Source organism: Aeromonas jandaei (assembly GCF_037890695.1).
GTDB classification, from domain to species: Bacteria; Pseudomonadota; Gammaproteobacteria; order Enterobacterales; family Aeromonadaceae; genus Aeromonas; species Aeromonas jandaei.
In genome coordinates this window covers 513004-534834 of sequence record NZ_CP149571.1, presented here as the reverse complement: position 1 = coordinate 534834, position 21831 = coordinate 513004, and the positions used below count along the sequence as shown (strand labels likewise).

Below are 21831 nucleotides of genomic sequence, written 5' to 3'. Positions count from 1 at the left end.
GTAATCTGGATGGATGGATTCTGGTGTTGATTCGTCGTGGATCACAGGCGGCGCAGTCAGGGCTGCGCCGGATCCGGTGCGGCAAGGACGGGCTGATCCCTCATCTCGAGGGCATGGCCTGCCTGGCGATAGTGCTTGTAGCGCTCGCGGGCTTGCTGCTTTTGTGTTTCGTCAGTGGGGACAAAATCTACCACTTGAGCGAAGTGTCCTGCAAACAAAGGTGTCTGTTTGGCCAGATTGATGAGGCGGGCGTAGCGCCGGCGCGGCGGCTGGTGGCCGATCTCCACCGGCGCCTGACCGCTTTCACCCTGCAGCTGGTGCGGCACGAAGCGCTCCGGCGGCAGCTGCCACAGCAGCTCGTCGAGGCGCAGAGCCTGAGCCTCATCGTCGCAGAACAGGTAGATATGGCCCGCACCCCAGCTATCAGCTACGAGCTGGCAGGCGAGCCGTTCGATGGCCGAGGCCTGCGCGTCATCCTGTTCGCTCATCAGGTAAAAGGTCACTTGGCTCATCAGGTTGATCCCGTGTTGCAGTGACGGACTATTGACCGCCTCATGAGGCTCGCGGGGTGTTTCTCCGCTTGCAACTCACTGATTCAAGAATGAAACAAGGAAGAGGCGGGCCTCTTCCTTGTGATTCAGGGTAACGCCAACCCCGTTGATGCACGCATCAGACAGGGCGAAAGGGTTACTCTTTCTCTTCGATATCCACGCCAGCCCGGTTCAGCAGGAACTGGGTCAGCAGGGGTACCGGACGACCGGTGGAGCCTTTATCCTTGCCACTCTTCCAGGCGGTCCCGGCGATATCCAGGTGGGCCCAGTTGTACTTCTTGGTGAAGCGTGACAGGAAGGCGGCCGCAGTAATGGTACCGGCCGGACGACCGCCGATGTTGGCCATGTCGGCGAACGGGCTGTCGATCTGCTCCTGATACTCGTCGAACAGCGGCAGACGCCAGGCGCGATCACCCGCCTGCTCGGAGGCGTTGAGCAGCTCGTGGGCCAGCGGGTTGTGGTTGGCCAGCAGACCCGATGTGTGGTGACCCAGCGCGATGACGCAGGCTCCGGTCAGGGTCGCCACGTCGATCACGGTATCCGGCTCGAAGCGGTCCACATAGGTCAGCGCATCGCACAGCACCAGACGACCTTCCGCATCGGTGTTGAGCACTTCGATGGTCTGGCCGGACATGGAGGTGAGGATGTCACCCGGACGATAAGCGTTGCCACCCGGCATGTTCTCGCAGCCTGCCAGCACGCCAACCACGTTGATTGGCAATTGCAACAGGGCCAGCGCATGCATGGTACCGAGCACGGAGGCGGCGCCACCCATGTCGTACTTCATCTCGTCCATGCCGTCGGCCGGCTTGATGGAGATACCGCCGGAATCAAAGGTCAGACCCTTGCCGACCAAGACGATGGGCTTGGCATCAGGATGACCCTTGTACTCGATGATGGCCATCATGGCTTCGTTGTCGGAGCCGCGAGCCACTGCCAGATAGGAGTTCATGCCGAGCTCGGCCATCTCCTGCTCGCCCACCACCTTGGTAGTGATGTTGTCGTAGGCATCGGCCAGACGACGGGCCTGAGAGGCGAGATAGGCCGGATTGCAGACGTTGGGCGGCATGTTCGCCACGTCGCGGCAGACCCGCACACCCTTGGCCACGGCCAAGCCGTGAGCGATGGCTTTTTCACCAATGGTCAGTTCCCGACGCGTCGGCACGTTGAATACCAGCTTGCGCAGCGGGCGACGTGGCTCGGCCTTGTTGGTCTTGAACTGATCAAAGCTGTAGAGGCCCGCCTTGGTGGTTTCTACCGCCTGACGCACCTTCCAATAGGTATCCCGACCCTTGACGTGCAGCTCGGTCAGGAAGCAGACCGCTTCCATGGAGCCGGTTTCGTTCAGGGTGGTGATGGTCTTGTTGATGATCTGCTTGTACTGGCGTTCGTCGAGTTCCCGCTCCTTGCCGCATCCGACCAGCAGTACGCGCTCGCTGAGCACGCCCGGTACTTGATGCAGCAGCAGCATCTGGCCTGGTTTCCCTTCCAGGTCGCCACGGCGCAGCAGCGAACTGATATAGCCATCGCTGATCTTGTCCAGTTGTTCGGCAACCGGAGAGAGGCGACGAGGCTCAAATACGCCGACTACGACGCAGGCGCTCCGTTGCTTCTCAGGACTGCCACTCTTTACACTGAACTCCATGGAATCTCCTACATCCTAAAGACAAAAGGCACCTTTTATTGAATAATGCGGTGCTTGTTGGGGTATCAGAGGCGGAGCGAACAGCCACTGGCTCCGCAGTTTAAACTGGTAAAAATCCAATATACGGCCCTATTTTTCAGGCATTCGACTAAAAACACAAGTTTACTTGGGAATGACTGTGATCGTTTTCCGATATTTGTTCAGGGAAACCCTGAAAACCCAGCTGGCAGTGTTATTCGTGTTGCTGCTTATCTTTGTCAGCCAGCAATTTATCCAAATTATTGGCGACGCTGCCGACGGCGAGGTACCGACACGTCTGGTCTCCACCCTGCTGCTGCTCAACCTGCCCAACATGGCGCTGTTGATGCTGCCAATCAGCCTGTTTTTGGCCATCTTGTTTGCTCACGGGCGCCTCTATGCCGAAAGCGAGATGACGGTGATGCATGCGGTTGGTTTCAGCCACCGTTTCGTGATGCGCAATGCCATGTTTCTGGCGCTGCTCACCGCCGCTGTCGCTGCCTTCAATACCGGCTGGATCGCCCCGCAGGCGAAGGAGCGCGAGTATCAGGTGATCGACGAGTTCAAGGCTGATCCCGGTATCTCCTTCCTGCAGGCGGGTCGCTTTATGGAGCTCGACAAGGGGCGTCTGGTTGCCTACATCCAGGATTTGAATGATAACGGCTCCAAACTGCACAAAATCTTCGTGCTGCAGCGACCCGAAGGGAACAATCCTCCCTCTGTGGTGGTGGCATCCGAAGGGGTGGTGACGGTGGATGCCAACGGTTTGCAGTGGCTGACCCTGATCGATGGGTCCCGCTACGAGGGCAACTTCTCCGGCAAGCAGTTCCAGGTCTCCGATTTTCGCGAGTACGGCTTGATCATTCGCCAGCAGGAGATGGAGCGCTCCAACCGCAAGGCGGCAGCCAAGCCGACCATGGAGCTGTTCGGTACCCAAGACAACTCCATGATGGCGGAGCTGCAGTGGCGCCTCTCGTTGCCGCTTTCGATTCCGGTGCTGACCCTGCTGGTGGTGCCGCTGGCGCGGGTCAATCCCCGTCAGGGCCGTTACGCCAAGCTGCTGCCTGCCATCATGCTCTACCTCTCTTACTTCCTGCTGCTCAGTGCCGCCCGTTCGGCCATCGACAGCGGCCGGTTACCCTACTGGCCGGGGATGTTCCTGGTTCCGCTCGGTTACCTGCTTTTCATCGGTTTGCCCCTCAACCTGCAGGGCACCAGCTGGTGGAACGGGGTGAAAGGGCGTTATTTCAACAGAAAATCAGCATGATGCTGCAACATAGGAACTTCTGCTGATGTTTGGCATTCTCGACAGATATATCGGCCGGGTCATCTTTATGTCGATCCTGCTGTGTGAGATCACGCTGGTTGGCCTTGCTGCCCTCATCAAGTACGTGGAGCAGTTGCGCTCGGTCGGTGAGGGCAACTACGACATGATCAATGCCCTCTACTATGTGCTGCTTTCGATGCCGAAAGAGGCGGTACTCTTCTTCCCGCTGGCGGCTCTCTTGGGCGGTCTGATCGGTCTGGGTCAGCTGGCGACCAGCTCCGAGCTGGTGGTGATGCAGGCGGCGGGCCGCTCCAAGATCAGTATCGTGATGGCCGCGCTCAAGACGGCGATCCCGCTGATGATTCTGGTATTGCTGATGGGGGAGTATGTGGCCCCTGTCGCCAAGCGGATGGCGGATGATATCCGTGCCGGCGCAATCTCCGAAGGGCGGTTGACCGTCTCCGCCTACGGGGTGTGGGCTCGCGATGGCAACAACTTCGTCAATATCAACGGGGTGCGCAATGATGGCGCGCTGACCGGTATCACCCTCTACCGCTTTACCCCCGAGCGCAAGATGATCGATGTGGTTCAGGCGCAGGAGGGGACGTTTGAACAGCACCACTGGCTGCTCAAGCAGGTACAGGTCACCCGCTTTGATGATCCGACCCGGGTGCAGAGCGAACAGCATGCCCAGATGGAGTGGAGCTCAGAACTGACACCCAAGCAGCTTGGGGTGGTGAGTATCGATCCGGAGAACCTCTCGATATCCGGCCTGCGCGACTACATCGGCTATCTGGATGCCAACAAGCAGGATGCCGGCCGCTACAAGCTGGAGATGTGGCGCAAGTTGCTGGCCCCCCTCTCGGTGGTGGCCATGATCCTGCTGGCATCCTCGTTTATTTTTGGCCCGCTGCGCTCGGTGAGCATGGGGGCGCGGATGCTGATGGGGATCATGACCGGTTTTGCCGTCTACGTGAGTGATCGGGTATTTGGCCCCGTTACGCTGGTCTACTCGGTTCCCCCGATCCTGGCGGCGATTGCCCCCAGCCTGCTTTTTGGCGGCATATCGCTCTATATCCTCGGCCGCAAACAGTAGCGGTTCTGGAATGTAAAAAGGGCACCTTTCGGTGCCCTTTTTCGTTCCTGTCGAGCAAGGTTTACTTGTTCAGCAGTTCCAGATTTTCCTGTTTGCTCAATACCACGACCTGGCACTCTGCCCAGATATCCTGAAACGCGCGCGGTGCCTTGCGGTTGAAGAGACACATCAGATTGCCAAGGCCGAAGGCGGCAGTGGCGAGCCGGATCAGCGCCTGAGTGATGCGGATATTGCTGCCATCTTCGTTCTGGATGCGCAGCCGCCAGGCCCGCATGCCGATCGTTTGGCCGGCGCGAGTCCAGAACCAGGTGTAGAAACCGCAGATGACAAAGGCGAGCCACAGGGTATAGATCAGGCTCAGGGGATGGCGGGTCAGCAACCAGACGGTATCTTCACCCGCCGGCACGCTGGCTATGCCTGTGACCAGCTGCAGTTTGGCGACGCCCATGCCGATAAAACCGGCAATGACGAGCAGCGAAGTGACGACCAGATAGTCGTAGATGAGGGCTCCCAGCCGACGCAGCAGACCTGCTGACGGGTGTTGCACTGCCGCAGGCTTGGAGGGGGTTTGTTGGACTTTTTTATGCTTGGCCATCGTTTTTATTCCATTAAAAGGATGGCGGCATTCTATGTAACTGATCCGGTGTCGGCAAGGCGTTGAATAAATGAACAAACAGGAGTGTTCAATCGAAAAACACCTTGCATGGCATCCAGCCATTCGTATAATCCCTCGCAGTTGCCCGGGTGGCGAAATCGGTAGACGCAGCGGATTCAAAATCCGCCGGTGAATAACCGTGTCGGTTCGAGTCCGACCCCGGGCACCATCAAATTCATGACAAAAGGCCATCAGCAATGATGGCCTTTTGTTTTTTCCGCTTTTTATTTCTCGGCGCTCTGCATGGCTGGAGCGGCTTTTTTTCCTCTTTTAACTCGCCCGCGTATCCCTCTCTTTTCTTGCCGCCAGAAAGCTGCTTTTTCTGCCAGTATTCCGCCCGTTCGAGTGTAATAACTTGTTCTGGCGAAGATATTTATCCCCACAGGGCAAATAGCAAGGTGCCAAAAGCGCCGCCAAAGAGCATCAGGGCGACGGCTTTGGGTGAGCCGTGCAGCTTGGTCCACATAAAGAGGCTGGTGAGGGCAAGCAGCAGCAGTGCCAGCGCGGCGAGATCGCCAAACAGTTGCCAACCAAGGCCAGTTCCCATGCCGCGATGCAGCCGGTTGAGGCTGGCGGCAAAGTTCGCCTGCTGCAAGTCGGTGCGTACCAGCAGGGTGCCTTCCACATAGCTGGCGGCCACGCTGTGGGTGAGGGTGACGCCACGCATCTCCCAGCGGGCGGGCAGGGTGAGTTCACCGGATGGTGTCGGCAGTCGCTGGGCCGGGGTGATCATGGCGCGCCCCTCCTCGAATCCGTCCGCGTAGCGTTGCTGCAGCAGACTCTTCAGCTCATCGGGGCTGGCCAGTGGTGCGGTCAGCTCTATCTCTTCGCTCGACTTGACGGTATGGGGGCCGGGTAGCGGCAATACGGCCCTGTGCTGCAACCAGAGCCCGGTGATGCCGTACATCAGCATCAGGGCGAGGGTAAAAAAACCGGCCCAGGCATGGAGGCGGCGCACCCATTTGTTGTTGTGAAGGGGAATTCTTCTGCGTTTCATCATCTGTGTTTCATAAAAAACTGGCCAGCAAGGGCTGGCCAGTGAGGATGGTCGGTTACAGGGTTCAGAAGCGGTAGCTGCCGGTCAGCATCAGCTGACGGGGCGTTCCCGGCATGATCTGGGTGGCGCCGGTGGCGCTGACGAAATATTCATGGTCGGTCAGGTTCTCCGCGCTCAGCTCGGCTTCCCACTGCTGCCAGCGGTAACCGGCACGGGCATCGAAGCGAGCGTAGCCGGGCAACACTGTGGTGTTGGCGTTGTCGGCAAAGCGATCACCCACTGCTGTCATCCCAGCCTCGCCAAACCAGCCCAGTTTGCCGCTCTGGTAACCCGCGAACAGCTGGCCATTCTGGCGAGAGACGTTCATCGGCCGTTTGCCCTGCAGATCGGCATCCGCCTTAACCTGCTCGGCATCCTGAATGGCGATACCGCCACGCAGATAGAGCTCGTCGGTCAGCTGGGCGCGGGCGCTCAGCTCGATCCCGTCGGTACGCTGCAATCCGGTCAGGATCACCTTGGTGGGATCCAGCGGATCCTTGCTGCGTTTGTTGTACATCTCCAGCCGGTAGACAGAGATAGTGGTCGCCAGCCGGCCATTCAGCCAGTCGCTCTTGACGCCCCCTTCGTAGAGACGGGTGTGCTGCGGTTCCAGATGGTTGTTGGGGTCTCCCGGAGTGAACCCGATCAGCTCGCCGCCCACCGGGGTAAAGGTCTTGCTGTAGGAGGCGTAGAACGCATGCTCCTCAAGGGGATTCCATACCAGGCCCAGGCGCGGACTCAGGCTGGTGACCGAAAGGGTCTCCTCCTTGTTGAGGTCGTTGCGGCGGCTGGTGACGGTGAAGTCATCGCGACGCAGCCCACCCACCAGATGCCAGTCGCCCAGGCTGAGCTGATCCTGCAGATAGATGCCGTTGCCACGCACCTTGTGGTTGGCATCGCTGGAGAGCTTCATCGGGCCGTTGTAGCTGGGCAGCGAGCCCGGGTCATAGAGGTTGCCGGGTGCAATGGGGTCGGCATTCTGATAGAGCTTGGGCGTGCGTGCCTGCCAATCCTGCTCCAGACCGATCAGCAGACGATGCTCGACGGGGCCGCTTTGCAGCTGGCCTTCTACCTCGGTGTTGCTAATCAGGTTTTTGGCCTTCAAATCCTGCTGCCAGCGAGAGCGGGTCACCTTATCCCCTTTGACGCTGGTGACATAGGTGTTGTCGAACTGGCTGTCGAGGGTGGTGTAAGCGAGTTGCTGGCGCAGTTGCCACTGATCGTTGATATCCCAGGAGAGGCGGGAGCGGGTCGACTGTGCCACATCGTCGATGAAGTCGCGGCTGGTGTCGCTGTAAACATACTCTTGTGGCACATCTGCCGGTCGGCCATTGACGCCGGGAATACCGCGATCCGGCGTGCGGTTGTGCTCGTTGCGCTCGAACTGCACCAGCCAGTTGAGGTTGTCGCTGATCTCCCAGTTGGCTGACGGTGCCAGCAGGGTGCGCTTGCCGGTTACTCCGTTGCGGAAACTATCTTTATCCTCCTGCGCCATGTTGAGGCGCAGTTGCAGCTGCTCGCTCGCTTCACCATTGAGGTCTGCGGCCAACCGCTGAGTGTCGAAACTGCCAACCCGGGCTGTGACGCTGGAGGCTTGTCCCTTTTGCGGTGTCTTGCTGACCCGGTTCACTATGCCGCCCGTGCTGCCACGGCCGTAGAGCACGGCTGCCGGCCCTTTCAATACCTCGACCCGCTCGATATTGCCGAGATCGCGGGTGTACTGCATGTCATCGCGAAATCCGTCGAGATAGAAGTCGTTGCTGGCGCTGAAGCCACGGATATTGACCCCGTCGAAGCGGGTATCACCGCTGGCGTTGACCCCGGGAATGCCGGCCAGAGCTTCGCTCAGGGTGGGTTGGCCGAAGGCGGTCAGCTCGCTTGCCTTGACGCTGTCGATGGCTTGCGGCACCAGTTTTGCCGGCGTGCTGGTGCGGGTCGCTGTCGCGACCTCCTCGTGCTGGCTGCGCTTGCCGACGACCGTCATGGTTTCATCGGCTGCCTGGGCATGAAGGGTTGTACCGAACAGTGCCAGCGAGATGAGGGTTCTGCGAAAGTGAGAGTGCTGCATATTCAATTTGACTCTTGAAGGTGCGGCCTGATGGCCTGAACTTGTTGATTTAATTGTAATTAGTATCTATCCCGAAAAATCGGGATGCCAATGATATTGATTTTCATTTCTATGACAAGGTGAAAATGGAAGTGTGTAGAGGGAGATAAGCGCGGGCGATGGGGTGGCGAGTTGTGCGAGGAGACTGGCCCGCAAGGTGCGGGCCGGAGAACGGAATTACTGGGTACGCAGCAACCAGCGGGTCGCAGGCAAGGTAGCCAGCAGGCGATAAGCAAGCAGTGAGGCACCCAGCAGCAGTGGCACCTTGACCAACTCCCATAAAATGGAAGCGCCCTGCGGGCCAAAGGTGAAGAGCCAGACCACCAGCATCATGTGCAGACAGTAAAGGCCCAGCACCTTGGGGGATTGGCGGGCGAGCCAGCTTCCCTTGCCCCAGTCAGGATGGGCCAGCAACAGGCCAAAGAGGCCGACGGCCCAGGGTACGGAACCGAGCAGAAAATCGTGGCGAGTCAGCGGGATACCGGCAAAAGCGCGCAGAATGCAGGCTTCCAGCGCATAGAGCGCGAGTCCACCCAGCAGTAGCCACCATCCGCTGCGGGCCGACGGTTGCCACTGCTGCTGGCGCAAGCGGGCCCCCATTGCCACAAACAACAGGGAGAAGAAGGGGCCGTTACGGGTGAGCAATAGCCACTCCTCTCCCAGCAATGGCTTGGCATAGGAACCACCGAGCAGTGCCAACAGGTAGAGCCCGGCACCCAGCATGAGTGCGAATCCCGGCTTGCCAAGCCACTGGCAAAACGCCTGCAGGGTGACCGCCAGGATCAGTGCCGGCAGAAACCAGAGGTGGATCATGCCGCCGACCAGCCAGCGATTGACCGAATCTCCGAGCTGGAACTGCCACTGTGCGTTGAGGGAGTTCAGATAACCCTGTTCGATGGCATTCAGCGGATTGAAGGGCACCAGCAGGTAGACGAGGCTCCAGACCAGCCAGAGCTGGAGCAGGGGGCGGCAGTAACGCCATGCCACGCTCATCGGTGCTCCAGCACTCAGCTTGGGTTGCAGAAAGTAGCCCGCACAGATAAAAAACAGCGGTACAGCAAAGCGGCAGAGCTGGTTGATAATGCCGCTGAGCCAGAGGTAGCTCTCGCTACCCCACAGCGTGGGGTCGAAGGGGTGAGCGAAAGGGGATACGTGAATGGTCATCACGGCCAATATGGCGATTACCCGCCCACACTCGATACTGGATATGCGCATATTGCTTGCTCGAGGTTACAGGGTTGAGCCAGCACGCTAAAAGTGTGGTGTTTGATTTACAACTCATTGATTCCGTTAATGTGAATCACGCTATTGAACGGTTACATTTCGTAACGGGGTGGTGGAGAGGGTTACTTGGGGTGTGATCTGGCCCCCGTTTGCGATGGCCATGGCCGGCATGAAAAAAGCGAGGCAGGAGCCTCGCTTTTTGAGTTTGCAGGATCGATTACTCGCGCAACATGGCGCTCTGGTTGGCTGCCAGGGTTGTTCTGCCAGAGCTCTCCAGCCAGGTTTTGATCCGCTTGGCATCGGCCACCCGGTCGTTGGTGGTTTCGGCATTCAGCAGCACCATGATCACTGGCTCGTTGTTCACCCTGGTACCCAGCACCAGACAACGACCCGCTTCGCGGATATAGCCGGTTTTGGAGAGGGTAAATTCCCACTGACCCTCACGTACCAGCCGGTTGGAGTTGCGATAGTGGAGCTGGCTCTTGTTGGTTCGCACATAGCTCTGATCGTCGGTGGAGTATTGACGGATCAGCGGATAGGCAGCGGCTGCTGCCGCAAGCTTGGCCAAGTCCTGAGCGGTCGATACGTTGCGCGGGTTGAGGCCAGTGCTGTCGGCATAGTGGGTGTTCCACATCCCCAGCATGCGAGCCTTGGCATTCATCGCCTCGACGAAGGCGCGCAGACCGCCCGGGTAGTTGCGTCCCAGCGCTGAGGCGGCACGGTTTTCCGACGACATCAGGGCGATATGGAGCATCTCGGCCCGGCTCAGTTTCGAACCGATGGCCAGACGTGACCCTGTGCCCTTGATACGATCAACATCCGCATTGGTGACGGTGAGGGTTTCATTGAGACGCTGGTTGGCGTCCAGCACCACCAGCGCGGTCATCAGCTTGGTGAGAGAGGCGATGGGCATCACCCGACTGCCGTTGTGTTCGGAGAGCACTTCGCCGGTTCTGTGGTTGGCGACCACGAAAGCGGCCGAATTGAGGTTGGGAATATCCCTTCGCTCCAGAAAGCTGTGATTGCTGCTGGCGGAAAAGGGGTTGGCGTGGGCACTGTCCATAGCGGCCGGCAGCATTACTGCGCCAAGCAACAGGGGAAGAAGGGAACGCATCATCATGATCTGCTCTACCGGACAAAAAACAGGGATATCTCGGTAAGTTATATGTCGTGAATTGGCGCTTCACAATGATTCTCACCTTGATATTGATAATTTGCTGCGTTGTAACCGTTAAGGCCCTGATTTAAGTATCCAAAGAGGTCTCTCCGAGGTCTTTTAACAGGCCGTTTTAGCTGATGTTAAAGGAAAAAACGGGGCCCGAAGGCCCCGCTGACTATCAGGATGAAATAGCCGATCAGTGGGCATCCTCCTGCTTGATTTTGAACCGCATGGCGATGATGACGAACAGTACCGGACCTATGATGGTCCAGACGCCGGTCGAGATGTCACCGGAGATAAAGGGGGCGACTACGGTAAAGACGTTGCCGAATGCCACCAGGATCAGGCTGACAATGGTGGCCAGCAGTACCGAGCCCGAGCTCTTGAAGAAGATCAGGTCCTTCTCCAGTGCCGGATTGTGACGATAGCGATACCAGGCGTAGATGAGGAACATGTAGGGAAGGGTCATGCCGACGTTGGTCATGGTGATGATCAGTTCATAGAGGGCGGCTGCCCCTTCCGGATTGATCAGGGTGAAGATGGATTTGGCCGCGATGAAGATGCAGACCACCCAGGCCTGAACCTTGAGGGCCTCGACGCGAACGCCATTCTGGTTTTCACGCTGGAAGCGCTCCGGCCAGAAGTAGCTGGGGGTGCCGGTGATAAACTGGCGCAGCGGTGCGTAGGAGAGGGCGATGAAGGCCCCCAGATAGCTCAGGAACATGCCAAGGCCGGCAAAGCGCATGAAGATCTGGCCCAGCCACTCGCCACCCAGATGACGACCCAGCTCCAGCATGATGATGAAGAGAGCTGAGAGGGAGGTGATCCCCTCGGCCGGGAAATCGCTCCAGCGCATGATGGAGCCGACCGCCAGAAAGCCGATGATGTAGCAGAGCACGATGAAGGCGCCAGAGAGGAAGATGCCGCGCTTGAGGTCGCGCTCGGGATCTTCCAGTTCGTCAGCCACACCGGCCATCGCTTCGACGCCGCCGTAGGCGAAGATGGCGAATACCATGAAGCCGAGGAAAGGGATGATGTCGTTGAAGGCGGCATTGGGAGAAGAGGTTAGCGATGCCTCGGTGAAGGGCTCCTGCAGGGTCATGCCGCTCACGGCGAAGGTCAAAACGCCGCCAACCAGCAACAGCACGTTGAGGGCTACGACGGAGAGGCCGCCGATGGCCGCTACCTTGGCAAAACGGGCGCTACCGAAGGTGATGAGTTTGGTCACAATGGCCACCAGTGCGATGGCGACGACGCCCAGAATGAAGGGGCCAAAGTCGATACCGGTGCCCAGGGTGACCGGGATAACGGTGATGTCGCGGCCAAACAGCATGAAGGAGAGGGGCACCCACATGGAGAGCGCCTTGCCGAACATCCAGATGACGTAGGAGGCGAACCACATGGTCAGCCCGATAAAGGCGTAGCGGGTCGAGACCGAGTGGCGCATCCAGGTAAAGATGCCGCCAGCCTCTTTGCGAAAACCGGTACCGAACTCAATCATCATCAAGATGAAGGGGATGAAAAAGAACAGACCACCGACCACGAACATCGGAATGGCGGCATATCCCATGCGGTAGAAACCGATCCCGATATTAGTAACGCCAAATACCGATGTGAGTATCATCAATATAAAGGCACCCAATTTCAGCTTTTTTGCTGACATATAAAACTCCCTGCTGGTGCAGCATTTTAAATAATCAAAAATTAAACATATCAAGCTGGATAAATTAATTATCCGGAGTGCATCAGCCTGTCGCGGTGCGACAGGCACAAACGTTCAGCCACGGATCGTTTGGTGGCCGCAAATCACTGTTTGACGAACCTGCATGGCGAATGCCATGGAGAGAGGGGGTGGTGCTGCCAAGCATTGAATGGGCGCGATTTTACCATTAACGGCATCGACTTGGTAAGTTAGCCATATGGTTCTCAATCAGTTCGAAATAGCAATGCCAGTTAATTAATACGTTGCGGATGTAATCATTTACGATTCTGGCTCATCTATTTTCCGCTCGATATCCGTGAATAGATAAATGCATAGTTTGTCGACAGATTTAAAAGCAAATGAAAATTGATTCCCTTATCCAAGACGAGTCAACAGCACGCCACCGGTAATAATGGCGGCTGCGGTCAGGCGGGCTCTCCCCAGCGGTTCTTTCAGCAGCCAGACCGAGAGCAGCATGGCAAACAACACGCTGCTTTCGCGTAGGGCGGCAACCACGCCGATGGGAGCCTGGGTCATGGCCCAGATGACGATGCCGTAGGCGATCAGGGACATGGCTCCTCCTGTCGCGCCTGCTGCAGCATGCTGGCGGATCTGGCGCCAGGTGTTGCGCTTCTGATGGGCGATTAGTACCAGCAATATCACCAGACCGGTGCAGGCGAACAACCAGAGGGTATAGCGCACCGGCTCGCCGCCAGCCCGGGCGCCGGCCCCATCCGAGAGGGTATAAGTCGCGGTAAACATGGCGGTGAGCAGCGCGGCCCGAACGGCTTTGCTGCCAAGCCGTTGCTGCCCCCCTCGCCAGGCCATCAGCAGGACTCCCATGATCAGCACGCAGGCGCCGACGATACCGCCGTAGCCCGGGTAGTCACCGAGCAGCATGGCACTTAACAGCATGGCGAGCAGCGGGGCGCTGCCGCGGGCGAGCGGATAGATCTGGCCAAAATCGCCCTGATTGTAGGCATGACTGAGAAAGAGGCAGTAACCGGTATGAAGCAAAATCGAGAGACCTAGCCAGGGCAGTTCAGCCTGTGATGGCAACCCCATTGGCAGCAGGGCGACTGCGGCAATCAACCCGGAGAAGAGGGCGACCAGCGAAATGCCGACCAGTCGCTCCTCACCGATTTTGACAAGGGCATTCCAGCTGGCATGGAGCAGGGCTGCCAGCAGCACGGCAAAGAAGACGGTGGTACTCATGGGAGGTGCCTCGAATCCGGGAGCCGATATCATACCCGACCGGCACTTGTCGTGCCGGGATCTCCATCAAGGGATTGGTTGGGCGGGCTCTGTTATTGCCCGCTTTGGCGCAGTTTACCGAGGGGGCCCAGTACCAGCTTGGGATTGGCATCGAACTTCAGCGCGATATCCTGCAGCGGGATGCCCTGCTGGTTGAGGTGGATGATGTCGGCGGCCATCTTGCCGAGCAGCTTGTAACTGCTGATGGTACCGACCGTGCAGCCGTGCTGGACGAAGAGCTCGGCGCTGCAGATGGTGGGGATGCCCGCGTCGTTCAGGGTGCTCAGCAGACGGGGAGCGATGGAGAGCAGGTAGCTGTCTGCCGCCAGAAAGACGATGTCGTTGCTGGCATCCTGCTGCAGTCGCTTCAGCTCGCTATCGAGCCGCTTGGGATCCGGGGCAATCCGCCAGGGCACTACTTGCCAGTTGTAGCGTCTGGCCTCGGAGATGAGCATGTCGGTGACGAGGCGGGTGTTCTGCTCCCGCGGGTTGAAGGGGACGAGGAGCCGTTTGCCGGCGGGCAGGTACTTGCTGGCATTGGCCAGCTGCAGCGCCATCGGCACCATGTTGCTTGTGCCTGCCACCATCTTGTTCAGGTTTTTATCCTTTGCCAGAAAACCGGCACCTGCCGGATCCGAGACCACGCTGAAGATGAGGGGCTTACGATCGGCCAGCAGACTCTTGGTCATGGCGGTGGCAGTGGTGCCGAAGGTGTAGATGTAGTCGTAGCTGGCCAGCTTGGGCTCAATTTGCTGGCGCAGCATGGCCGCCAGCGTGGCGCGATCCTGCGCTGCATCGAAGGTGGTGAAGGTGGGCTGATAGCCAAGGCGCAGCAGCTCTTCGCGAAAACCGGTCTCTGCCGCAGTCTCGCCGCGCCAGAGCACCATGGCGATCGAGAGTGCATGTGCCGGCAGAGCCAGCAAAAGCAGGAGTGCAGCAAGCTGTTTCAACATCATCCAGCCTCGTGTCGTACAAACATCACCTGTTGAGCCTAGGCCAGTTTGCCGCTGCGTGAACAAAGCAAAAAGCGCGATGGCATGCCATCGCGCTTTTGGTATCCATCCTGACCCGATTAGAAGTCGTAACGGGCCGCCAGCTGGAAGTCATCCTTGTTGGCGGTCGCAGTTCCGGCCACGCTGTCCAGATTGTTGATGCGGTACTCGCCGATAACGCGCAGGTTCTTGTTGAACTTGTACTGGGCGCCCAGGGTGTAGTAGTCCACGTTGTCCTTCTTGACGCCCGCCTTGTCCTGCTCCTGCTTGTTCCACAGCGCCATCAGGCCGAAGCCGTTCTCGAAGTTGTAGCCCAGCGCGGCTTCCCAGCCGGTGTGGTCGGTGCCGGTGGCCAGGAAGTCGCTGCCGTCGGCATAGCTCAGGGCGGCGTAGGCGGCCTTGTTGTCGTACTTGGCAGAGATGATCCACAGCTTGGCATCACTCTCGCCGCTCTTGTCGCGGATGCCCACGTTGTAGGCAGTACCCAGCGACAGATTGAACGGGAAGGTATAGGCCACGGCAGCACCGTAGGCGGCATCGCTATCCTTGCTGGTGGTCTGTTCGGTGTCGCCGCCGTCGAACTTGTAGCTGGTATCGAGCTGGAAGCCGTTGAAGAGACCGGAGTATTTCAGCACGGAGCCGGCACGGTTGGTGGCGAAGGTATCGGTCTTGGCACCCAGCGCATCGTTGCCGTAGCCATCGGAAAGGGCGACATCAGTCCAGTCAGCCAGGAAGCCGGGAGCCCCTTTCTGACGGCCGAAAGTGACGCTACCCCAGTCTGCGCCCACACCGGCAAACGCCAGACGGGTACGCATGTTGTCGGAGTTCTCGCTGATGGTCTTCTCGCTGTCGTTGATATACATCTGCACTTCGTACTGGGCCAGCGCTTTCAGACCGCTCTGGATCTGGGTCTCGGCTTTGGCTCCGAAGCGGACAAACTGGTTGGCGCCCTGCTTGGCACTGTAATCCTGAGTGCCGTTCGGGTGGGTGGCATCGACGCCTTCTTTCTTGTCACCGAAGAACTGACCGGCATAGATGCGGCCATAGAGATCCAGCAAAGAGGTGTCGTTTTTATACACTTCAACGGCTTGAGCCTGGAAGGCGGCAGTCAGCGCCAGTGCCACTACAGTCAGCTTTTTCATCTTAATCCCTTGTGTTGCAAGCTTTTGTTTGGAAGACGGGGCCATCCTAGGGAGGGAGGATGACAGCGGGGTGACAGTTGGATGAAGAGTCGATGGCAGTTGGGTTGCAATTGGATGAATTGGCTACATTTATGCGCCTGTCAGCTACTTTTGTGCGCAAAGGTTTGCCCTTGTGGTAGAATGCCGCCCGTTTTCGAGCTCCATAGGTTGGATATGCGATGAGACGTGAACTGGCAATCGAGTTTTCCCGAGTGACGGAAGCGGCTGCACTGGCTGGCTACAAGTGGCTCGGACGTGGTGACAAGAATATCGCCGATGGGGCGGCCGTTGCGGCCATGCGCCACATTCTCAACCAGATCGAGATCGATGGTGAGATTGTGATCGGCGAAGGTGAAATTGATGAAGCGCCGATGCTCTACATCGGCGAGAAGGTCGGTACCGGGCATGGCGACGCGGTGGATATCGCGGTCGATCCCATCGAGGGTACCCGCATGACTGCCATGGGTCAGGCCAATGCGCTGGCTGTGCTGGCGGTGGGCGACAAGGGTTCCTTCCTGAAAGCGCCTGACATGTACATGGAAAAGCTGATCGTCGGCCCCAGGGCCAAAGGCGCCATCGACCTGAATCAGGCTCTCGAGCTGAACCTCAAGGCTGTGGCCAAGGCGCTGGGCAAGCCGCTCTCCCGTCTGACCGTCATTACCCTGGCCAAGCCGCGTCATGACAAGGCGATCAAGGAGATGCAGGGGCTGGGCGTGCGGGTGTTTGCCATTCCCGATGGTGACGTCGCAGCCTCCATCCTCACCTGTCTGCCGGACAGCGAAGTGGACATGCTGTACGGCATCGGCGGCGCACCGGAAGGGGTGATCTCCGCTGCGGTGATCCGCGCGCTGGATGGCGATATGCAGGCCCGTCTGGTGCCGCGTCACCGGGTCAAGGGCGACAGCCCCGAGGTGATCGCGCTGGGTGAGCAGGAGATTGCCCGCTGCGAAGCGCTCGGCATCGACGTCAACAAGGTGCTCAAGCTGGAAGACATGGCGAAGAATGACAACGTCATCTTCTCCGCCACCGGTATCACCAAGGGTGATCTGCTTGACGGCATCACCAGCGATGGCGTGATGGCGACCACCGAGACCCTGCTGATCCGTGGCAAATCGCGCACCATCCGCCGTATCAAGTCGATCCATTACCTTGAGCGCAAAGACAGCGTAGTGCGCGACATTATTCTGTGATGTAGTGAATACTGGTCGGCGGCAAGTCCCGTACTATGTGCCGTCGCATCAAGTCGATCCATTATCTGGAACGCAAAGACAGCGTGGTTCGCGACATCATCCTGTGATGATGGCTCTGCCCGCCATGCGGTAGTGAATCAAGCCCGATCGCCTCGCGGTCGGGCTTTTTGCTGCCTGCCCTCTACGTTTGTGAGATGGCCTGGGCTATGGTGGCAGAGAGTCCGACAGTGCAGGTTGATCCTGTGACAGGAGTGGGTTGTATGGAGTGTCGTTCCGGTTGCGGTGCCTGTTGCATCGCTCCCAGTATCAGCAGTGCCATCCCTGGCATGCCCGATGGCAAACCGGCTGGCGTCCCCTGCATCCAGCTTGATGCGCGCCTTGGCTGCAAGATCTTCGGCCAGCCAGAGCGGCCGGCGGTATGTGGCGGCTTTCGTCCGATGGCAGATGTGTGCGGTAGCCACCGCGCCGAGGCCATCTGGCTGATTGGCGAGCTGGAGCGGCTCACCACCTGACGAGAGCAGAACAAAGAGATAAAAAAGAGGCCGCATTGTGCGGCCTCTTCTCTTTTTGCTGTTTGCAGTTTCAGGATCAAATCCCCGCCAGATCCAGCGCCTGACGGTAGTACTCGTTGGCCTTGTTGGTAAGGCGGCGCTTGTCCATCACCTGACCGAGCGCGTGGTAGACGGCGGCACTGGGCGCCTTCTCCACCTGCTGTTCCAGCAACTTCTGGGCCTCGTCCAGCTGGCCGGCCAGCAGATAGAGTTGGGCCAGCGCGTTGTCGACCTCCGGCTGCCCCTGCTGTTTTTGCAGCAGTGCCAGCAGCGGCTGGTAGTTGTCGAGTTTCAGTTTGGGCAGACGGCTCAGCAGCTGCGGTATGACCTGCTTGCGCAGCGCCTCCTGCCAGAGGCTGGCCGCTTCGCTGTCGGCACCCAGCCCGCGCAGCAGATCGCCGTAGCTGGCCAGCAGCTCAGGTTCAAGGCGCAGCTTGCGCGGCAGCTCCTGCCACACCGCCTTGAGGGTCTCCAGATTGCTTGCCGCCTGCTGCAGACGGCCATTCCACGCCTGTTGCAGCAGCTCCTCTTCCTGTTTCGGGGTCAGCTTGCCCACCTTGTGCAGGGTGGGGATAAGGTCGCACAGGGCCGCCCAGTCGTGGCGGGCCAGATGCACCTGGCGCAGCTGATCCAGCACCATGGGATGGCGCGGGTTGAGAGCGTAGACCGACTCCAGCATCGCCAGCGCCGTGTCGTACTGGCCCTGCTCGATCTGCAGCTGGGTCTGGGTCAGGGTGAGCGCCAGCTCGGCTTTGGGGTTCTCCTCCTGCGCCTTTTGCAGGTATTGATCCCGGCGGACATCGTCACCGCGCGCCTGGGCCGCCTTGGCGGCGCTCAGATAGTTGAGCAGCGGGGTGTCGCTGTTGCTGGCACCCTTGAGCATCAGCTTTTCAGCCTGGCTGTAGTGGCCTTCGGCCATCGCCAAGGTTGCGGCCACGGTCTGCTGATTGGCCTTGCGGCGGCGACGGGAGCCGTACCAGCCGAGGGTCTTGCGGCGCAGGCCGAACACCCGGCCCAGCAGCCACTCGACGATCAGCAGAGCGCCATAGAACAGCACGGCCAGGATCACCGCGCTGGTGACGGAAGATTCGATAGTGTAGTTGCCGAGCGCAATCAGGACATAGCCCTTGTTGCCTGATGCCTGCGGGCCAAAGATCAGCCCTGCGACCATGACGGCAACCAGAATGATAATGCGGATCATGGTGCCCCCTTAGCTGCTGGCCAGAATGCGTTGCAGGCGCTCGGTCAGCACCTGCTCCAGCATCGCCTGGGTCTTGAATTGCTCCGGATAGCTGATCTGGATCTGCTCGCCCTTGAGCTTGTCGAGCTCACCCTGCATGTAGTGGGTGGCGCTGTTGTCGGTATCGAAATATTGGGTCAGCCAGCGCTGCGCCTTGTCGATGCTGTCTTCATAGAGGGACTGCTGTTCGCGATAGACGGCGAGTTGTGCCTGCAGCAGCTTGGTCTTGAGGTTTTCGCGCAGGAAAAATTCCTGCTGTGGCGAGAGCAGCGCCTCCACGGCGCCATCACGGCGACGGATGGTGATGAAGTTTTCGGTGAACTTGACCCAGTTCTTCTTCAGGTTGCTTTCCCACTCGTCAGGATTGGTGCTGACCGCCTGATCTTGCTCTTGTTTGGCTTCCGGCATGTTGACGGCGGAGAGCGGGAGCAGCTCGATCTGGTCTTCGAGGGCGGCCAGCTTGAGGGTCAGTCCTTCGCGGTCGATGCGCGGCATCCCTTTGAGCTTGGTGATATCTTCGGCCAGCGCCTTGCGGATCGGCATCAGGCTGGGGTCGTTGAGGGCGGCAATGCGCTCGTCGGCGTTGCCGAGCAATGTGATGGCAGAGACAAGGTCATGCTCCAGCCACAGCTTGCGGCCCGCCATCCGAACCAGATACTCGGATTCGGCCAGCATCCAGTCGTTGGGGCGCTTGTCGTTGAGATCCAGTACCCGGTTCTGCAGCCCCTGCATCTCGCCCTGCAGCCGTTGCTGGGTCTGGCCCAGCGCGGCCAGTTGTTCGGCATCCTTGCTGTTGCTCTGGTCAATCTTGCTCACGGCGCTGGCCAGCTGCTGCTTGAGCTGGGCCAGTTCGGCCTGCTGGGCTACCGCATTCTTGTGGCCATGCAGATAGAGACCACCGGTCAGGCCAAGGGCCAGCAGGATGGCGACCCCTCCCAGAACGGCACCGGAGCGGCTCTTGCTGCCATTGACCACGGCGGTCGGCTGGGGTGTGACCTGGGATTCTTGTTGTGCTGTCATTCCATCTTCCTCAGTTCCAGTGCGGCCATCAGGGCCTGGTTGGATGCACCTTGGGCAATCGTGATATGGATAAAGCCCGCAGCGCTGGCCATCTCGGCCACGCGCGGGCTGGGGACCACCAGCAGGCGGTCAAAAAGCCAGGGCTGCTGGCTGGTGGGAACCAGCTCCAGCAGGCGTTGCAACAGTTCACCACTGGTGACAAGCAGGCTGTCGAGCCCGGCAGCCTGCCAGTGGCTGGTCAATGCTTCCCCGTCAAACTCGGGGTAGTGGCGCTCGTAGGCGGCACAATAGTGCACCAGAGCACCGCGTGAGGCCAGCGTGCTGGCGATGAGATCCCGCCCGCCATTGCCGCGCAGGATCACCACCCGCTTGCCGCTCACTTGCTGCAGTTCGGGCAGGGCCAGCAGTCCCTCGCTGCGCGGGTCGTCCGGGCAGATCGCCCGCACGCCCACTTCGGCAAAGGCATCGGCACTCGCCTGACCCACTGCGAAGTACTCAATATGTGGCCAGGTCAGACCAGTTTGCAACAGAAAATCGTGTGCAAAATGAACGGCATGGATGCTGACGACGATAACTATGTCAGCCTCTTGCAGCATGTCGGCCAGGCGGGGGAGGTCGCTGCCCGCGACCGTTGCCAGCAGCGGGCAGCAGAGTGGTACATGACCGTGCCGGCGCAGAAACTGCGCCAGCTCGGTGGCCTGGGCGGCCGGACGCACCACCAGCGGGATCATGCGCGGTAGACCTCGGCCAGGATCTCGTCGGCGCCAGCCGCCAGCAGGCGCTGTGCCAACGTCTCTCCCAGCGTTTCGCCTTCGCTCACCGGGCCGCGGATTTCGTCGCGGATGACGCGGGTGCCATCCGGGCTGCCCACCAGACCGCGCAGCCAGATCTGCTGGCCCTCGACCAGTGCATAGGCACCGATAGGCACCTGACATCCACCTTGCAGGGCGCGGTTCATGGCTCGCTCGGTCAGCACCCGGGCGCGGGTCTCGGCGTGCTCCAGCGGCGCCAGCAGGGCGTGCAGCTCAACATCGTCGAGGCGGCATTCGATGCCGACAGCCCCCTGACCGTTGGCCGGCAGGCTCTGCTCCGGCTCGATAAAGGCGGTGATGCGGTGCGCCATCTCCAGTCGTTTCAGACCGGCGGCTGCCAGAATGATGGCGTCATATTCACCGGCATCCAGCTTGGCGAGGCGAGTGTTGACGTTGCCGCGCAGATCCCGGATCACCAGGTCGGGGCGGGCTGCACGCAGCTGGCACTGGCGACGCAGGCTGGAGGTGCCGACCACGGCCCCCTGCGGCAGCTCGGCAATGGCCTTGAAGCGATTGGAGACGAAGGCATCGCGCGGATCTTCCCGCACGCAGATGGTGTGCAGACCGAGCCCCTCGGGAAACTCCACCGGCACGTCTTTCATGGAGTGGACGGCGATGTCGGCGCGCCCTTCCAGCATGGCGGTCTCCAGCTCCTTGACGAACAACCCCTTGCCGCCCACTTTGGCCAGCGGGGTATCGAGGATCTTGTCACCCTGAGTGCTCATCGGTACCAGTTCGACCTGCAACTCTGGATGCAGGGCTTCAAGCTGGTCTTTTACAAAGTTGGCCTGCCACAGGGCCAGCGGGCTCTTGCGAGTGGCAATTTTCAGGGTTCGGGCTGCCATATCAATCAGTTGTTTCATTTTTAGAAGGAAATCGATATTACCACCCTTTGCCCGGGCTTTCATGGCGGAGCCGGCAAAAGCGGGCTCAAGCTCAAAAATGGAGGCTGAAAATGATTTTCATTAAGTTGAGGTGACTGATTAATTCATTGAAATTATTGAAATTTAACCGTTTCCCCTGATACTTGTTGTGGTCGTACCAGAAATAATCCGGTGATTCGCTGTCGGCTTGTTTACCACTGCTGTTTGCATTGTTAACATGATCACACTTTTTTGACGTATCCCGCTT

General features: G+C 59.3%; 19 protein-coding genes and 1 tRNA gene. 5 read left to right on the top strand and 15 right to left on the bottom strand.

The window, feature by feature from the left end:
* Positions 1 to 56: 56 nt before the first annotated feature.
* Positions 57 to 512 (bottom strand): DNA polymerase III subunit chi, encoded by a 456-nt coding sequence (locus tag WE862_RS02690; RefSeq protein ID WP_042030160.1) that lies wholly within the window; start codon positions 510 to 512, stop codon positions 57 to 59.
* A 175-nt stretch (positions 513 to 687) separates the two neighbouring features.
* Positions 688 to 2196 carry a leucyl aminopeptidase gene (gene pepA / locus WE862_RS02685; RefSeq protein ID WP_033115499.1) on the bottom strand — a complete coding sequence of 503 codons (1509 nt, stop codon included), beginning with the start codon at positions 2194 to 2196 and terminating at the stop codon, positions 688 to 690.
* Positions 2197 to 2368: 172 nt separating this feature from the next.
* Here pepA and lptF point away from each other — a divergent pair, with 172 nt between their 5' ends.
* Positions 2369 to 3481, top strand: a complete 1113-nt coding sequence (gene lptF / locus WE862_RS02680) for an LPS export ABC transporter permease LptF (protein ID WP_042030159.1) — start codon at positions 2369 to 2371, stop codon at positions 3479 to 3481.
* A gap of 25 nt (positions 3482 to 3506) precedes the next feature.
* Entirely contained in the window at positions 3507 to 4577 is a 1071-nt protein-coding gene (gene lptG, locus WE862_RS02675; protein ID WP_042030158.1) for an LPS export ABC transporter permease LptG, read from the top strand.
* A 61-nt stretch (positions 4578 to 4638) separates the two neighbouring features.
* On the opposite strand, the gene WE862_RS02670 is transcribed toward lptG, so the two are convergent.
* Positions 4639 to 5172: an RDD family protein gene (locus WE862_RS02670; RefSeq protein ID WP_042030156.1), complete on the bottom strand. Its 534-nt coding sequence runs from the start codon at positions 5170 to 5172 to the stop codon at positions 4639 to 4641.
* A gap of 143 nt (positions 5173 to 5315) precedes the next feature.
* Here WE862_RS02670 and WE862_RS02665 point away from each other — a divergent pair.
* Positions 5316 to 5401: transfer RNA gene (locus WE862_RS02665), tRNA-Leu, on the top strand.
* Between the two features lie 204 nt (positions 5402 to 5605).
* Here the strand turns inward: WE862_RS02665 and WE862_RS02660 are convergent.
* From WE862_RS02660 to WE862_RS02625, 8 genes are all read right to left on the bottom strand, one after another.
* Complete coding sequence (locus tag WE862_RS02660; RefSeq protein WP_042030214.1) at positions 5606 to 6229, bottom strand: PepSY-associated TM helix domain-containing protein; 624 nt, start codon at positions 6227 to 6229, stop codon at positions 5606 to 5608.
* A 64-nt stretch (positions 6230 to 6293) separates the two neighbouring features.
* A complete protein-coding gene (locus tag WE862_RS02655; RefSeq protein WP_042030155.1) occupies positions 6294 to 8336 on the bottom strand; it encodes a TonB-dependent receptor in 2043 nt (680 codons plus the stop codon).
* 216 nt (positions 8337 to 8552) lie between these two features.
* Positions 8553 to 9590 (bottom strand): acyltransferase, encoded by a 1038-nt coding sequence (locus WE862_RS02650; RefSeq protein ID WP_042030153.1) that lies wholly within the window; start codon positions 9588 to 9590, stop codon positions 8553 to 8555.
* A gap of 226 nt (positions 9591 to 9816) precedes the next feature.
* Positions 9817 to 10719 (bottom strand): serine hydrolase, encoded by a 903-nt coding sequence (locus WE862_RS02645; RefSeq protein WP_042030151.1) that lies wholly within the window; start codon positions 10717 to 10719, stop codon positions 9817 to 9819.
* A gap of 235 nt (positions 10720 to 10954) precedes the next feature.
* A complete protein-coding gene (gene yjeM, locus WE862_RS02640) occupies positions 10955 to 12421 on the bottom strand; it encodes a glutamate/gamma-aminobutyrate family transporter YjeM (protein WP_041210095.1) in 1467 nt (488 codons plus the stop codon).
* Positions 12422 to 12835: 414 nt separating this feature from the next.
* On the bottom strand, positions 12836 to 13675 hold the full coding sequence (locus WE862_RS02635; RefSeq protein ID WP_042030150.1) for a DMT family transporter: 840 nt from the start codon (positions 13673 to 13675) through the stop codon (positions 12836 to 12838).
* A 92-nt stretch (positions 13676 to 13767) separates the two neighbouring features.
* The gene (locus WE862_RS02630) at positions 13768 to 14670 is read right to left on the bottom strand and encodes an ABC transporter substrate-binding protein (protein ID WP_042030148.1); all 903 of its coding nucleotides are present in this window, start codon (positions 14668 to 14670) and stop codon (positions 13768 to 13770) included.
* Between the two features lie 116 nt (positions 14671 to 14786).
* Positions 14787 to 15848 (bottom strand): porin, encoded by a 1062-nt coding sequence (locus WE862_RS02625; protein ID WP_042030146.1) that lies wholly within the window; start codon positions 15846 to 15848, stop codon positions 14787 to 14789.
* Positions 15849 to 16066: 218 nt separating this feature from the next.
* Here WE862_RS02625 and glpX point away from each other — a divergent pair, with 218 nt between their 5' ends.
* The gene (gene glpX, locus WE862_RS02620; RefSeq protein WP_041210099.1) at positions 16067 to 17077 is read left to right on the top strand and encodes a class II fructose-bisphosphatase; all 1011 of its coding nucleotides are present in this window, start codon (positions 16067 to 16069) and stop codon (positions 17075 to 17077) included.
* Positions 17078 to 17337: 260 nt separating this feature from the next.
* Positions 17338 to 17589 (top strand): YkgJ family cysteine cluster protein, encoded by a 252-nt coding sequence (locus tag WE862_RS02615; protein WP_033115487.1) that lies wholly within the window; start codon positions 17338 to 17340, stop codon positions 17587 to 17589.
* Positions 17590 to 17665: 76 nt separating this feature from the next.
* Here WE862_RS02615 and WE862_RS02610 read toward each other — a convergent pair whose 3' ends face one another.
* Genes WE862_RS02610 through hemC form a run of 4 tightly spaced genes read right to left on the bottom strand, consistent with a single transcriptional unit; the run spans position 17666 to position 21545 of the window.
* Positions 17666 to 18829 (bottom strand): heme biosynthesis HemY N-terminal domain-containing protein, encoded by a 1164-nt coding sequence (locus WE862_RS02610; protein ID WP_042030144.1) that lies wholly within the window; start codon positions 18827 to 18829, stop codon positions 17666 to 17668.
* Positions 18830 to 18838: 9 nt separating this feature from the next.
* The gene (locus tag WE862_RS02605) at positions 18839 to 19888 is read right to left on the bottom strand and encodes a uroporphyrinogen-III C-methyltransferase (protein WP_042030143.1); all 1050 of its coding nucleotides are present in this window, start codon (positions 19886 to 19888) and stop codon (positions 18839 to 18841) included.
* Positions 19885 to 20619: a uroporphyrinogen-III synthase gene (locus tag WE862_RS02600; protein WP_042030142.1), complete on the bottom strand. Its 735-nt coding sequence runs from the start codon at positions 20617 to 20619 to the stop codon at positions 19885 to 19887. The genes WE862_RS02605 and WE862_RS02600 overlap by 4 nt, the downstream gene beginning before the upstream one ends.
* Complete coding sequence (gene hemC, locus WE862_RS02595; protein WP_156128668.1) at positions 20616 to 21545, bottom strand: hydroxymethylbilane synthase; 930 nt, start codon at positions 21543 to 21545, stop codon at positions 20616 to 20618. Before hemC ends, WE862_RS02600 begins: the two co-directional genes overlap by 4 nt.
* Positions 21546 to 21831 lie beyond the last annotated feature (286 nt).